12 protein-coding genes are annotated in these 13367 nt (G+C 71.4%); 6 read left to right on the plus strand and 6 right to left on the minus strand.

Translation table 11 applies throughout. The features are described from left to right. Positions 1–36: 36 nt before the first annotated feature. The 4 genes from ACFY1T_RS19620 to ACFY1T_RS19635 are packed head-to-tail and all read right to left on the minus strand — an operon-like array spanning position 37 to position 3728. The gene (locus ACFY1T_RS19620) at positions 37–762 is read right to left on the minus strand and encodes a response regulator (protein ID WP_390789239.1); all 726 of its coding nucleotides are present in this window, start codon (positions 760–762) and stop codon (positions 37–39) included. Then, on the minus strand, positions 759–1973 hold the full coding sequence (locus ACFY1T_RS19625; RefSeq protein ID WP_390789282.1) for a sensor histidine kinase: 1215 nt from the start codon (positions 1971–1973) through the stop codon (positions 759–761). Before ACFY1T_RS19625 ends, ACFY1T_RS19620 begins: the two co-directional genes overlap by 4 nt. Next, positions 1973–2680 carry a glycerophosphodiester phosphodiesterase gene (locus tag ACFY1T_RS19630; protein WP_390789240.1) on the minus strand — a complete coding sequence of 236 codons (708 nt, stop codon included), beginning with the start codon at positions 2678–2680 and terminating at the stop codon, positions 1973–1975. Before ACFY1T_RS19630 ends, ACFY1T_RS19625 begins: the two co-directional genes overlap by 1 nt. A gap of 22 nt (positions 2681–2702) precedes the next feature. Next, complete coding sequence (locus ACFY1T_RS19635) at positions 2703–3728, minus strand: adenosine deaminase (RefSeq protein ID WP_390789241.1); 1026 nt, start codon at positions 3726–3728, stop codon at positions 2703–2705. Between the two features lie 108 nt (positions 3729–3836). On the opposite strand from ACFY1T_RS19635, the gene ACFY1T_RS19640 reads away from it, so the two are divergent. Next, a complete protein-coding gene (locus ACFY1T_RS19640) occupies positions 3837–4496 on the plus strand; it encodes a DUF4190 domain-containing protein (RefSeq protein WP_390789242.1) in 660 nt (219 codons plus the stop codon). Positions 4497–4771: 275 nt separating this feature from the next. On the opposite strand, the gene ACFY1T_RS19645 is transcribed toward ACFY1T_RS19640, so the two are convergent. Then, complete coding sequence (locus ACFY1T_RS19645) at positions 4772–6364, minus strand: TROVE domain-containing protein (protein ID WP_390789243.1); 1593 nt, start codon at positions 6362–6364, stop codon at positions 4772–4774. A 483-nt stretch (positions 6365–6847) separates the two neighbouring features. After that, on the minus strand, positions 6848–7402 hold the full coding sequence (locus ACFY1T_RS19650; RefSeq protein WP_390789244.1) for an NADAR family protein: 555 nt from the start codon (positions 7400–7402) through the stop codon (positions 6848–6850). A gap of 182 nt (positions 7403–7584) precedes the next feature. Between ACFY1T_RS19650 and ACFY1T_RS19655 the strand changes: the two genes are divergently transcribed. The 5 genes from ACFY1T_RS19655 (at position 7585) to ACFY1T_RS19675 (ending at position 13364) form a co-directional block, all read left to right on the plus strand. Continuing rightward, positions 7585–9102 (plus strand): gamma-aminobutyraldehyde dehydrogenase, encoded by a 1518-nt coding sequence (locus tag ACFY1T_RS19655; protein ID WP_390789245.1) that lies wholly within the window; start codon positions 7585–7587, stop codon positions 9100–9102. A 72-nt stretch (positions 9103–9174) separates the two neighbouring features. Continuing rightward, the gene (locus ACFY1T_RS19660; protein WP_390789246.1) at positions 9175–10425 is read left to right on the plus strand and encodes a spermidine/putrescine ABC transporter substrate-binding protein; all 1251 of its coding nucleotides are present in this window, start codon (positions 9175–9177) and stop codon (positions 10423–10425) included. Between the two features lie 67 nt (positions 10426–10492). Then, complete coding sequence (locus ACFY1T_RS19665; RefSeq protein WP_030859788.1) at positions 10493–11644, plus strand: ABC transporter ATP-binding protein; 1152 nt, start codon at positions 10493–10495, stop codon at positions 11642–11644. Further along, positions 11641–12570 carry an ABC transporter permease gene (locus tag ACFY1T_RS19670; RefSeq protein ID WP_390789247.1) on the plus strand — a complete coding sequence of 310 codons (930 nt, stop codon included), beginning with the start codon at positions 11641–11643 and terminating at the stop codon, positions 12568–12570. Before ACFY1T_RS19665 ends, ACFY1T_RS19670 begins: the two co-directional genes overlap by 4 nt. After that, positions 12570–13364 carry an ABC transporter permease gene (locus ACFY1T_RS19675; RefSeq protein WP_390789248.1) on the plus strand — a complete coding sequence of 265 codons (795 nt, stop codon included), beginning with the start codon at positions 12570–12572 and terminating at the stop codon, positions 13362–13364. The genes ACFY1T_RS19670 and ACFY1T_RS19675 overlap by 1 nt, the downstream gene beginning before the upstream one ends. The last annotated feature ends 3 nt before the right edge of the window (positions 13365–13367 follow it).

The following is a 13367-nucleotide window of genomic DNA, read 5'->3' on the forward strand; positions in this document are numbered from 1 at the left end:
CAACTCACCGGCGAGAGGGACCAGTCCGCCCGCCCCTCACTCCCCAGAGGGAGATACCTCCGAGCCGGCCCAGGTCCCGGCCGGAGCCCCGGCCCCCGTCCCCACCCCGATCAGGCCCGTCTCGTACGCGCAGATCACCGCCTGGATCCGGTCCCGCAGCCCCAGCTTCGCCAGCACGTTGCCCACGTGCGACTTCACGGTGTGCTCGCTCACCACCAGCGCGGCGGCGATCTCCGCGTTCGACAGCCCCCGCCCCAGATGCAGCAGCGTCTCCCGCTCCCGCGCCGTCAGCACCTCCAGCCGCCGAGCGCAGAGAGCCCCCGCGGCCGCCGGCCGCGCCGTCGCCGCCGTGTACTCCTCGATCAGCCGCCGCGCCACCGAGGGCGCCAGCAGCGAATCGCCCGCCGCCACCACCCGTACGGCGTGCACCAGATCGTCCCGCCGCACGTCCTTCAGCAGGAATCCGCTCGCCCCCGCGTGCAGCGCCTCGTAGACGTACTCGTCCGAATCGAAGGTCGTCAGCATCACCGTCCGGCACGAGCTCCCGGCCGAGATCGTCCGGCACGCCTCGATCCCGTCGAGCACCGGCATCCGTACGTCCAGCAGCGCCACGTCCGGCCGCAGTTCCCGCACCGCCGCCACCGCCGCCGCGCCGTTCCCGGCCTCCGCGACCACCTCGATGTCCTCCTGTGCGTCCAGGATCATCGCGAAGCCGCTGCGCACCAGCTCCTGGTCGTCCGCCACCACCACACGGATCGTCAACGCCCCACCTCCAGCGGCGAGGCTACCCCCAGGACGACGCGGACCGAGAAGCCGAGGCCGCCGGGTCCGGGACCGTACTCCGCCGTACCGCCGTGCGCCGCCGCCCGCTCCCGGATCCCGATCAGCCCGTGCCCGCCCGCGGTCGCGGTGGCGGTGCCCGAGGCGGTGTCGGTGGCCGCCCGTCCCGGACCCCGCCCGTCGTCCGTCACCGTCACCGTGAGCGCCCGCGGCCCGTACTCCAGCCGGACGGAGGCGGTCGACGCCCCGGCGTGCTTCACCACGTTCGTCAGCGCCTCCTGCACCACCCGGTGCACCGTGGCCTCCAGCGCCGCCGGCAGCGGGCGCACCGCGCCCGTCCGCTCGTACGAGACCCGCGCCCCGCTGCCCCGGACCCGCTCCAGCAGCCCCGGCAGCTCCGCGATCCCGGGCTGCGGCGACCGCGGAGCCGCCTCCTGCTCCGCCCGGTCCGTCCGCAGCACCCCCAGCATGGTCCGCAGCTGCGCCATCGCGTCCCGCCCCGTCTCGGCGATCGCGTCGAAGGCCGCCTCCGCCCGCTCCGGGGCCCTGCGCACCGCCACCGGACCGGCCTCCGCCTGCACGATCATGATGCTGACCGCGTGCGAGAGGATGTCGTGCATCTCCCGTGCTATGCGGGCCCGTTCGCGCGCCGCCGCCTGCTCCGCCTCGATGCGGTTCGCCCGCTCCAGCTCCGCGGCACGCGCCTCGACGGCCTCCGTGTACGCCTGCCGGGTGTACTGCAGCCGCCCCAGCGCGTACGCCGCCGCGAAGACGAACAGCGCGAACAGCAGCTCCCTGGCGGTCCCCGTGTTGAGCGCCACGGAAACGGGGATCAGCCCGGCCAGGACCGCGCCCGTGGTGATCCGCGCCCGGGCCGGGCACAGCAGCGCCATCGTGTACACGCCGATCAGCGGGGCGTACGGCAGCGGCTGCCCGGGGCCGTCCAGCGCCAGCGTGTAGAGCGAGCCGGCCGCGACCATCCCGAAGATCGCCGCCAGGGGCGCCCGCCGCCGCCACACCAGCGGCAGGTTGCCGAGCGTGGTCAGCAGGTACGCCTGCCAGGTGGCCGGCGAATCCAGCGGATCCCGCGGCACGACGAACGGAATCGTCGTCGCCACCTGGACCAGCAGCGTCAGTCCGAGGTCCTGCCAGCGCCGGTCCGCGCGCCGGACCCGCTCCCCCCAGGCCCGTATCACCGGCCGGGTACGCCGAGTTCCGCCCGGACGCGGGCCAGTGCGTCCACCCGGTTCGTCGTGACGGAGTCCACCCCGGCCGCGATCAGCCTGCGCATCGCCCAGGTCGTGTCCGCGGTCCAGGCCGACACCAGCAGGCCCTCCCGGTGCAGGGCGTCCGTCAGCTCCCGGTCCACCAGCCCGAAGCGGTAGTTGAGCCAGGACGGCGCCACCGCGTCGATCAGCACCCGGCGCGGTGGCGCCGACGTGGTCCACGTCAGCGCGATCTCGGCGCCCGGGTCGGCGGCCCGCACGGCCAGCATCGTGTCCGGTCCGGCGCAGTAGTACGTGCGGTCGCGGGCCCCGCACTCCCGTACCTGGCCGACGACCGTCCGCACGGCCTCCGCCGTGGCTCCGGGCAGGTCGATCATCACCCGGCCCGCGCCGGCCGCCATCAGGGCCTCGCGCAGCGTCGGGATCCCGCCGTCCGTCAGCTCCTTCAGCTGCGGGGCCGTGACGGCGTCGAGCCGCACGTCATGGCCCCACAGCCGCTGGAGCGTCTCGTCGTGGAGCAGGACCGGCCGCCCGTCGCGGGTCAGCCGTACGTCGATCTCCACCGCGTCCGCCCCGCGCGCGAAGGCGGAGCGGATCGAGGGCAGGGTGTTCTCACGGGCACGGTAGGGATCGCCTCGGTGGCCCACGGCCGTCAGGGTGCGCATGGCTGCCATTGTCGGCGTTCCCGATGGTCCGTCAGCGCGCCAGCCAGGCGTCGGTGTACGTGTCGATCTCCGTGCCGAGCTTCGCCTTGCCGGCCTCGTCCAGGAAGGAGGCCTCGACGGCGTTCTTCGCCAGCTGTGCCAGCCCGCGCTCGTCGAGGTCGAGGAGGCGCGCGGCCACCGCGTACTCGTTGTTGAGGTCGGAGCCGAACATCGGCGGGTCGTCGCTGTTGATGGTGACGAGCACGCCCGCCCGCACCATCTCCTTGACGGGGTGGAGGTCCAGGTCGGTCACGGCACGGGTGGCGATGTTGGAGGTCGGGCAGACCTCCAGAGCGATCCGGTGCTCGGCGAGGTAGGCGAGCAGCTCCGGGTCCCGGGTCGCGCTGGTGCCGTGGCCGATGCGCTCGGCGCCCAGCTCCCGGATGGAGTCCCAGATGGTCTCGGGGCCCGTGGTCTCGCCGGCGTGCGGCACGCTGTGCAGGCCCGCCGCGCGGGCGGCGTCGAAGTAAGGCTTGAACTGCGGGCGCGGAACGCCGATTTCCGGGCCGCCGAGGCCGAAGGAGACCAGGCCCTCGGGGCGCAGTTCGACGGCGAGGCGCGCGGTCTCGGCGGCGGCCTCCAGACCGGCCTCGCCGGGGATGTCGAAGCACCAGCGCAGGATGACGCCGAGCTCGGTCTCGGCGGCCTTGCGGGCGTCCTCGATGGCCTCCATGAAGGCCTTCTCGTCGATGCCGCGGCGGGTGGAGGAGTACGGGGTGATGGTCAGCTCGGCGTAGCGGATGTTCTGCCGGGCCATGTCGCGGGCGACTTCGTAGGTCAGGGTGCGCACGTCGTCGGGGGTGCGGACCAGGTCCACGACCGAGAGGTAGACCTCGATGAAGTGCGCGAAGTCGGTGAAGGTGAAGTAGTCGGCCAGCGCCTCCGGGTCGGTGGGGACCGCGGAGTCGGGGTGGCGGGAGGCGAGCTCGGCCACGATGCGGGGGGAGGCCGAGCCGACGTGGTGGACGTGGAGTTCGGCCTTGGGCAGCCCCGCGATGAAGGGGGTCAGGTCGGGCATCGGAGAGCCTCCGGGAGGACGCGTGCGGACAGATCGGGCTTCATCGTAGGCAGCTCCGGGACTGTCGGTGACAGCACATAGCATGGGCGTACGAGAGGGGGGCGCCGCATGACCGATCAGAGCCCCGAGCCGAACGACCCGTGGGCGCCGCCGGAGCGGCCGGCGGTGGAGCTCGGGAAACCGCAGGCCACACCGGGGGTGTCGGGTCCGCCGTCCGTGCACGACCAGCAGACGGTCGCGGGGATGCCGGGGGGCGACACCCCTCCGGCGCAGATACCCGGCCCGGCGCTGCCGCCCGCGTACGGCTACCCGGCGCAGCCGGACCCGGGGGGCTATGCGTACCCCGGACCGCCGCCGGCGCAGCCGACGTACGGCCACCCGGGCCACCCCGGCCAGCAGGGGTACCCGGGCTACGCGGGATACCCGGGGTACCCCGGGTATCCGCAGAAGAGCAACGGCTTCGGGGTCACCGCCCTCGTGCTCGGCATCATCGGCGTCGTCACCTGCTACCTGGGGCTCCTCTTCGGCGTCCCGGCGGTCATCTTCGGCGTCCTGGGCCGCGGCAAGGCCCAGCGCGGCGAGGCCGACAACGGCCCGATGGCCCTGGCCGGCATCATCCTGGGCGCGATCGGCATCGTGCTCAGCCTGCTGATGATCGGGCTCGTCATCGCCGGCGTCCTGCTCGGGGACCCGGGGAGCGGCTCCGGCTCCGAGTACGACTACGACGGCGGGTCGTCCTCGCGCACGCACATGCGCGAGCACGTCTGACGCGGCGGGCACGCACGCGGGGCGTACGGCGCAGGGCCGGGCCGGGGCAGCACGTGCCCGGTCCCGGCCCTGCGCCGTACGCCCGCCGGCCAGTCCGGTCGACAAGACACCCGCTAGGGGGCGTCTTGCCGATCACGCCGGGCTCGCGGTTGCGGGCACCGCGCCTCGCCGCGTTGTCCTCGGTCGCCGACGCTCCGCGTCGCCTCCCTCGTCCGCCTTGCGATCCACGGCGCCCACCACCGCTCCCTGATCCGGCCTGATCGACAAGACACCCCCTAGGCCCACGGCCAGTCGGCGTCCCGGCCGTCCTCGATGAGGGAGACCATCCGGAAGGCCGCGTCGCCGAGCCCGCCGAAGGTGTGCCGGTTGCCCGACCCGGAGGGCGCGTGGCCCGTCCGGTACCCGGCCAGGTTCCAGGTGTAGACCGGGACCTCGTCCGGGACGAGGGCCGTCGGGTCGCCGCCGTAGTGGTACGCCGCCTGCTCGTCGGTGACGATCAGGACCCGGTCGTGCCCCTTGTAGTGCCTGCGCACGGCCTCCGAGGTGTTGGTGCCGCCGAGGTCCTCGAACCGCTCCAGCACCTTCAGCACGGACTCGCCCCGGCCGTACGGGACCTGCTTGCTGTCCGTCCCGAACTGCACCAGGTCCGCCTTCTCGGCGCGCAGCGCGAGCGCCGCGCCGAAGACGGCCGCCGCGTCCGCCCGGTTGAGCTGCGAGCGGTCGGACAGCGGAGACCACATCGACCCCGAGCGGTCCACGAGGACCAGCGTCCGCCCGGGCAGGGCCGGTACGTTGGCCAGCGAGTGGCCGAGCGCCCGCTCCAGCGGGTACGCCCAGCGCAGCGAGGGCGCGTGCTGGTAGGCGGCCAGGTAGCGGAAGGGGAACTGCCGGGACCGGGCGACGACCTCGGGGTCGGCGACCTTCGCCGCGACCTGTGCGGCCACCGCGTCCGAGACGCCGGCCTGGTCGAAGTTGCGCAGGTTCCGCAGCAGCGCCATCGCGCCCATGGACGGGATGACCGCCTCCCAGGCGGCTGCGTCCATCGGCCCCTGGAGCCAGCCGGCCAGCGCCTCCCAGGTCATGCCCGCGGCGGCGAGCCTCTCGGCTCCGTCGGGCGCGGTCACCACGGCCCGGCGCTCCTCCACCGGCAGTTCCATGAGCTCCCGGTGTGCGAGCAGGGTGCGGTTGCCCTCCGGCACCTGCGCCGTCTCGGGGCGGTGCCGCCGGTCGAGGGCGTACCGGAACAGCTCGCCCTGCCAGGGCTTCGCGGGATCGGGGCAGGCGTGCACCAGGTTGAGCACGTCGCCGAAGCGGAAGCCCTTGGAGGCGGTGTCGTACTTCAGCAGCGAGGCGGCGGAGTAGAGCCTGCGCACGGCATCGGCGATACCGCGCTTGACGGGCTTGGGGACGCTGCGCCCGTACGTCGCCGTCCAGTAGGCAAGCAGCTCACCGGGCTCGTCCGCGCGCCGCAGTACGCAGTCCACGACCGCGCGGTTCGACGGGCCGCCGGTGGCTCCGGCGTCGAGCCGCGCCTTGACGTACTCGGCCGCTCCGACCAGCGAGGCGGTCCGCATGTTCCCGTCCGTGCGCAGCCAGCCCAGCAGGCCGGCGGTCCACGCGGCGTCCTCGACGGCGAGGCGGCGCACGAGGGCGGAGTACCGGTCGTCGCGGGCTTCGCCGCTCTCGTAGAAGGTGCGCTGCGTCACGAAGTTGGCGACGGCGAGCAGGAACAGCTCGGAGCGCGCGTCGCGGACGTGGCCGCGGCCGCCCTGGTGGTTGGCGGCGCGGCCGCCGGTGGAACGCACGGGAGAGGCGGGCCCCGCCGCGGCGGAAGCCTTCCTGGGTGCGCGCAGGTTGAAGCGAGCCATGGTGAATCCCCCCGAATTCAGTGGAACGTGCGGGAGGCGTGACGTGCGGGATGCCCGAGATCGGAATCGGCGGCGGACTTTTATCCAGGCGAGCTGCCGAGCTGCTCCACCGGCCGGAGCCGGGCGGGATTCGAACCCGCGACCTCCTGGTCCCCGAAGCAACCGTCGCCTGCGCACCGGGCATCCCGCACGCGTGCCTCCCGAGATCAAGGTGGCGGCGGCTTGGGATTCTTGGGAAAGAAGGAGCCGCAGCCCGCGCACCGGGAGGTGCGTGACGTAGGTGTCCAGAGATCGAGGTCGGCGAAACCGACGTGCTGCTCTGTCCGACTGAGCTACACCGGCCCGGAAGCCGGTGGCGGGATTCGAACCCGCGACCTGCCCATTAAGAGTGGAAGTAGGTCTCGCCTGCGCACCTGGACGAGTCCTACCGTAGGCGGCCCGCTCTCCCGCCCGCCACGCATTTAAGGTCCCGCCCGTCCCAGGTCAGACGGCTTCCGCGCGCAGCCGGTCGCGGGCCTCCATCAGCGCGAAGCCCAGCAGGTTCAGACCGCGCCAGCGCGAGGGGTCCAGGGCGCGCTCGTCGTCCGCCGCGAGTCCGATGCCCCAGACGCGGTCCATCGGACTCGCCTCCACCAGCACCCGGTCCCCGGTGGTCAGCAGGTACGCGCGCAGCGCCGGGGTGGACGCGAACTTGTGCACGCTGCCCTCCACCACGAGCGCGAACCGCTCCCGCGCCCACGTCTGCTCGTCGAAGCCGCGCACCAGGCGACCGGCCTTCTTGGCCTCCGCCGGAGTCTTCGCGCCCAGCGCGATGCGCTCCGCCTCGGCGTCCCCGAACAGTCGGGCCTTGCCGGCCATCATCCAGTGCTCGGCCGTGTCGTACCGGACATCACCCACGGTGAACGGCGACGGCCACCACTGGCTCATGCAGCTGGGGCCGAGCCTCCCGTCGGGGAGCGGCCGATGCCCCCAGAACGGCAGGTACTTCACCCGCTCACCGCGGCTGACCTGCTCGATCAATGTGTCGATCTTCTCCATGCACGCGAGTGTGGCAGTCGCCACTGACACTTCGTACGGGATTTGCGGCGCGCCTCGACACATGGTCGACCGATTCCGTCGCGTAATCAAAAGGCAACAACGGAATCACTTGGCGGTGGGGAACACCTCTGCCAGGATCGGCACTCAATTCGAGCTGAAGCTACGGAGAGCGTGAGAGCGTCATGGGTAATCGCTTCCAGGTCAAGGACCGCTTCGCAGACGGCGCGCAGTACATCGACGGGCAGCTGAGGTCCGGTACGTCCGGGCAGTCGCACACCGTCGTCAACCCTGCCACGGGCGAGGAGGTGCTCACGTACGAGCTGGCCTCCGCCGCCGACGTCGACGAGGCCGTCGCCGCCGCCAAGCGGGCCTTCCCCGCCTGGTCCGCGGCCACCCCCGGCGAGCGCTCGGACGCCCTGCACCGGCTGGCCGCCGTGCTGGCCGAGCAGGCGGAGGACTTCGCGTACGCGGAGTCCCTGCAGTGCGGCAAGCCGATCAAGCTGTCCACCGAGTTCGACGTACCGGGGACCATCGACAACACCGCCTTCTTCGCGGGCGCCGCCCGGCACCTCCAGGGGCAGGCGGCAGCTGAATACTCAGGAGACCACACCTCCTACGTACGCCGCGAGGCCATCGGGGTCGTCGGTTCCATCGCGCCCTGGAACTATCCGCTCCAGATGGCCGCCTGGAAGATCCTCCCGGCGATCGCCGCGGGCAACACGATCGTCCTGAAGCCCGCCGAGCTGACCCCGCTGACCTCCCTGATGTTCGCCCAGGCCGCCAAGGACGCGGGCCTGCCCGACGGGGTGGTCAACATCGTCACCGGCGCCGGCCGGGACGCCGGCGAGCACCTGGTCGGCCACCCGGACGTGGTCATGACCTCCTTCACCGGATCCACCGCGGTGGGCAAGCGGGTCGCCGAGATCGCCACCGCCACCGTCAAGCGGCTGCACCTGGAGCTCGGCGGCAAGGCGCCCTTCCTGGTCTTCGACGACGCCGACCTGGAGGCCGCCGCGCACGGCGCCGTCGCCGCCTCCCTGATCAACACCGGCCAGGACTGCACCGCCGCCACCCGCGCGTACGTCCAGCGCCCCCTGCACGACGCCTTCGTCGCCCGCGTGGCCGAGCTGATGGAGACCGTCCGCCTGGGCGACCCCTTCGACCCGGCCACCGACCTCGGTCCGCTGGTCTCGCACGCCCAGCGCGACCGGGTCGCGGGCTTCGTGGAGCGCGCCCGCGGCTACGCCACCGTCGTCACGGGCGGTGAGGTACCGGGAGGCGAGCTCGCCGAGGGCGCGTACTACCGGCCCACGCTCGTCTCCGGCGCCGCCCAGGACAGCGAGGTCGTCCAGTCCGAGATCTTCGGCCCGGTCCTCGTGGTCCTGCCCTTCGACACCGACGACGAGGGCATCGAGCTGGCCAACGACACCCCCTACGGGCTCGCCGCCTCCGCCTGGAGCCGCGACGTCTACCGGGCCGGGCGCGCCACCCGCGAGATCAAGGCGGGCTGCGTCTGGGTCAACGACCACATTCCGATCATCAGCGAGATGCCCCACGGCGGCTACAAGGCGAGTGGCTTCGGAAAGGACATGAGCGCCTACTCCTTCGAGGAGTACACGCAGGTCAAGCACGTGATGTACGACAACACGGCGGTGGCCGAGAAGGACTGGCACCGCACCGTCTTCGGGGACCGCATCTAACCGTCTTCGGCTTCCGCCGAGTGGCAGCCGGCCGCCTGACCAGCGGCGCCACCCCTTCCGAAAGGGCAGCTCATGGAGCAGTTCGAGCCCGACCGCCTCTCGGCGGCGCAACTCGCCGCGATGCGGCGCAGCATCACCGGCGGGCGCGGCGCCCTCACCCGCCGCTCGCTGTTGCGCGCCTCCGGCGTCGGAGCGCTCACCCTCGGCGGTCTGGCCTCCCTGTCCGCCTGCGGCATCCCCCCGGCCAAGCGTGCGGGCGACACGGCGGTCGCCTCCGACGACCACTCGGCCGAGGAGAAGGAGATCAACTTCTCCAACTGGACCGAGTACATGGACACCAGCGAGGACGAGAAGTCCCACCCCACGCTGGAGGAGTTCGCCAAGCGGACCGGGATCAAGGTCAAGTACACCGAGGACATCAACGACAACGTCGAGTTCTTCGGCAAGGTCCGCCCCCAGCTCGCGGCCGGCCAGGACACCGGCCGCGACCTGATCGTCGTCACCGACTGGCTCGCCGCCCGCATCATCCGGCTCGGCTGGGCGCAGAAGCTGGACCCCTCCCACCTCCCGCACGCCTACGCCAACCTGATCCCGCAGTTCCGCAACCCCGACTGGGACCCGGGCCGCTCGTACAGCTACCCCTGGACCGGCATCGACACCGTCATCGCCTACAACGCGAAGGCCACCGACGGCAAGAAGGTCGACTCCGTCACGCAGCTGCTCGACGACCCCTCCCTCAAGGGCCGCGTCGGCTTCCTCACCGAGATGCGCGACAGCGTCGGGATGACCCTGCTCGACCAGGGCAAGGACCCGGCGAACTTCACCACCGCCGACTTCGACGCCGCCATAGGCCGGCTCCAGAAGGGCGTGGACACCAAGCAGATACGCCGCTTCACCGGCAACGACTACACGGCGGACCTCGACAAGGGCGACCTCGCCGCCTGCCTGGCCTGGGCCGGCGACGTCATCCAGCTCCAGGCCGGCAACCCGGACATCAAGTACGCGATCCCCGCGCCCGGCTACATCACCTCCAGCGACAACCTGCTGGTCCCCGCCCATGCACGGCACAAGGCCAACGCCGAGAAGCTGATCGACTTCTACTACGAGCCGCCGAACGCCGCCCGGCTGGCCGCGTTCATCAGCTACGTCTGCCCGGTCGAAGGCGTCAAGGAAGACCTCGCGAAGATCGACCCCGCGCTCGCGGACAACCCCTTGATCATTCCGGACAAGGCGATGGCGGCCAAGGCCCACGCCTTCCGCTCCCTCAGCAGTGAGGAAGAGACCGCGTACGAAGAGAAGTTCGCCAAGCTCATCGGAGCCTGACGAGCACCCGTGCCGGCCTCCGCGCCCCGCACCCTTCCGACGACACCACCACCGAAGGCCCAGGTCCATGACTGACAAGACCGCGGGCGGCGACGTCCGCCTCGCCGGGATCAGCAAGCACTACGGCTCCTTCACCGCCGTGCACCCGCTGGATCTCACCATCCCCCAGGGCTCCTTCTTCGCCCTGCTCGGAGCCTCGGGCTGCGGGAAGACCACCACCCTGCGCATGATCGCCGGCCTGGAGGAGCCCTCCACCGGCACGGTCAGCCTCGGCGACAGCGAGGTCACCCACCTGCCGCCGTACAAGCGCCCGGTCAACACGGTGTTCCAGAGCTACGCGCTCTTCCCGCACCTGAACATCTACGAGAACGTGGCCTTCGGACTGCGCCGCCGAGGCATCAAGTCCGTCAAGAAGCAGGTCGACGACATGCTGGAGCTGGTCGAGCTGGGCCAGTTCGCCCAGCGCAAGCCGCACCAGCTCTCCGGCGGCCAGCAGCAGCGCGTGGCCGTCGCCCGCGCGCTCATCAACCACCCGCAGGTACTGCTCCTCGACGAGCCCCTCGGCGCCCTCGACCTCAAGCTGCGCCGCCAGATGCAGCTGGAGCTCAAGCGCATCCAGACCGAGGTCGGCATCACCTTCGTGCACGTCACGCACGACCAGGAGGAGGCCATGACCATGGCCGACACGGTCGCCGTGATGAACGGCGGCCGGGTCGAGCAGCTGGGCGCCCCCGCCGAGCTGTACGAGAACCCGAAGACCACCTTCGTCGCCAACTTCCTCGGCACCTCCAACCTCATCGAGGCCGAGGTCCTGGAGGCCGGCGGCGCCGACGTCACGGTCGGCTCGGCGGGCGCCACGCTGAGGCTGCCCGCGGCCCGATGTTCGACCACGCCCAAGGCCGGCGGGAAGCTGCTGGTCGGGGTGCGTCCCGAGAAGATGTCCCTGGTCCACGCGGACGAGGAGGACACCGTCGCGGCCGGCCGCAACAAGGTCCGCGGCACGATAGCCGCCTCCTCCTTCATCGGCGTCTCCACCCAGTTCGTCATCGACAGCCCCGTCTGCCCGGAGCTGGAGGTGTACGTCCAGAACATCGAGCGCGACGCCCGCCTCGCCCCCGGAGCCGAGGTCGTCCTGCACTGGAACCCGGAGCACACCTTCGGCCTCGACGCCGCCCAGGACATAGACGCCGGCATCGAGACGGTCGAGGAGGGCGCATGACCGCCACCGCCGCGCCGCCGCGGGCCGTGGCCCCCGCCGACCCCCCGGTCCACAAGGCGTCCCTGCGCAAGCGGCTCGTCCCGTACTGGCTGCTGCTCCCCGGCATCCTGTGGCTGCTGGTCTTCTTCGTGCTGCCGATGGTCTACCAGGCCTCGACCTCCGTGCAGACCGGCTCCCTCGAAGAGGGCTTCAAGGTCACCTGGCACTTCCAGACGTACTGGGACGCGCTCACCGAGTACTACCCCCAGTTCCTGCGCTCCCTGCTGTACGCCGGCACCGCGACCGTGCTCTGCCTGCTGCTCGGGTACCCGCTGGCCTACCTCATCGCCTTCAAGGCGGGCCGCTGGCGAAACCTGCTGCTGGTGCTGGTCATCGCCCCGTTCTTCACCAGCTTCCTGATCCGCACGCTGGCCTGGAAGACGATCCTGGCCGACGGCGGACCGGTCGTGGAGGTCCTCAACGCCCTGCACGTCCTGGACGTCACCAGCTGGCTCGGGATGACCGAGGGGGAGCGGGTGCTCGCCACTCCGCTCGCCGTCGTCTGCGGTCTGACGTACAACTTCCTCCCCTTCATGATCCTGCCGCTCTACACCTCGCTGGAGCGCATCGACACCCGCCTCCACGAGGCGGCCGGGGACCTGTACGCCCGCCCCTCCACCACCTTCCGCAAGGTGACCTTCCCGCTCTCCATGCCGGGCGTGGTCTCCGGGACGCTGCTCACCTTCATCCCGGCCAGCGGCGACTACGTCAACGCCGAACTGCTCGGCTCGACGGACACCCGGATGATCGGCAACGTCATCCAGTCGCAGTACCTGCGCATCCTCGACTACCCGACGGCCGCCGCGCTGTCCTTCATCCTCATGGCCATCGTGCTGATCATGGTCACCATCTACATCCGCCGAGCGGGGACGGAGGACCTGGTCTGATGCGTTGGCTCCGGCGCAATCTCGTCGTCATCTTCGGCCTCGGCACGCTCGCGTACATGATCCTGCCGAACGTCGTCGTGACGGTCTTCTCCTTCAACAACCCGGCCGGGCGGTTCAACTACGCCTGGCAGGAGTTCTCGCTCGACGCCTGGAAGGACCCCTGCGGGGTCGCCGACCTGTGCGGCTCGCTGTCCCTGTCGCTCCAGATCGCCGTGTGGGCCACCATCGGCGCCACCGTCCTCGGCACGGCCATCGCCTTCGCGCTCGTGCGCTACCGCTTCCGGGCGCGCGGCGCGGTCAACTCGCTGATCTTCCTGCCGATGGCCATGCCCGAGATCGTGATGGCGGCCTCGCTGCTCGCCCTCTTCCTCAACATGGGCATCCAGCTGGGCTTCTGGACGATCCTGATCGCCCACGTCATGTTCTGCCTCAGCTTCGTCGTCGCCGCCGTCAAGGCGCGCGTCCTCTCGATGGACCCGCGGCTGGAGGAGGCCGCCCGCGACCTCTACGCGGGCCCGGTGCAGACCTTCGTACGGGTCACCCTGCCGATCGCGGCACCCGGTATCGCGGCGGGCGCACTGCTCTCGTTCGCGCTGTCGTTCGACGACTTCATCATCACCAACTTCAACTCGGGCAACACCGTCACCTTCCCCATGTTCGTGTGGGGATCGGCCCAGCGCGGTACGCCTGTACAGATCAACGTCATCGGCACGGCGATGTTCGTCATCGCGGTGCTGGTGGTGCTCGTCGGCCAGACGGTCGGCAACCGCCGCAAGAACGCACAGCCCAAGTAACTC

Source organism: Streptomyces sp. NPDC001194 (assembly GCF_042896985.1).
Taxonomy (GTDB): domain Bacteria; phylum Actinomycetota; class Actinomycetes; order Streptomycetales; family Streptomycetaceae; genus Streptomyces.

Coding starts and splice junctions, on each gene's coding strand:
- ACFY1T_RS19630 (WP_390789240.1), bottom strand. CDS start 2,680: ATGGCAGCCATGCGCACCCTGACGGCCGTGGGCCACCGAGGCGATCCC.
- ACFY1T_RS19635 (WP_390789241.1), bottom strand. CDS start 3,728: ATGCCCGACCTGACCCCCTTCATCGCGGGGCTGCCCAAGGCCGAACTC.
- ACFY1T_RS19640 (WP_390789242.1), top strand. CDS start 3,837: ATGACCGATCAGAGCCCCGAGCCGAACGACCCGTGGGCGCCGCCGGAG.
- ACFY1T_RS19645 (WP_390789243.1), bottom strand. CDS start 6,364: ATGGCTCGCTTCAACCTGCGCGCACCCAGGAAGGCTTCCGCCGCGGCG.
- ACFY1T_RS19650 (WP_390789244.1), bottom strand. CDS start 7,402: ATGGAGAAGATCGACACATTGATCGAGCAGGTCAGCCGCGGTGAGCGG.
- ACFY1T_RS19655 (WP_390789245.1), top strand. CDS start 7,585: ATGGGTAATCGCTTCCAGGTCAAGGACCGCTTCGCAGACGGCGCGCAG.
- ACFY1T_RS19660 (WP_390789246.1), top strand. CDS start 9,175: ATGGAGCAGTTCGAGCCCGACCGCCTCTCGGCGGCGCAACTCGCCGCG.
- ACFY1T_RS19665 (WP_030859788.1), top strand. CDS start 10,493: ATGACTGACAAGACCGCGGGCGGCGACGTCCGCCTCGCCGGGATCAGC.
- ACFY1T_RS19670 (WP_390789247.1), top strand. CDS start 11,641: ATGACCGCCACCGCCGCGCCGCCGCGGGCCGTGGCCCCCGCCGACCCC.
- ACFY1T_RS19675 (WP_390789248.1), top strand. CDS start 12,570: ATGCGTTGGCTCCGGCGCAATCTCGTCGTCATCTTCGGCCTCGGCACG.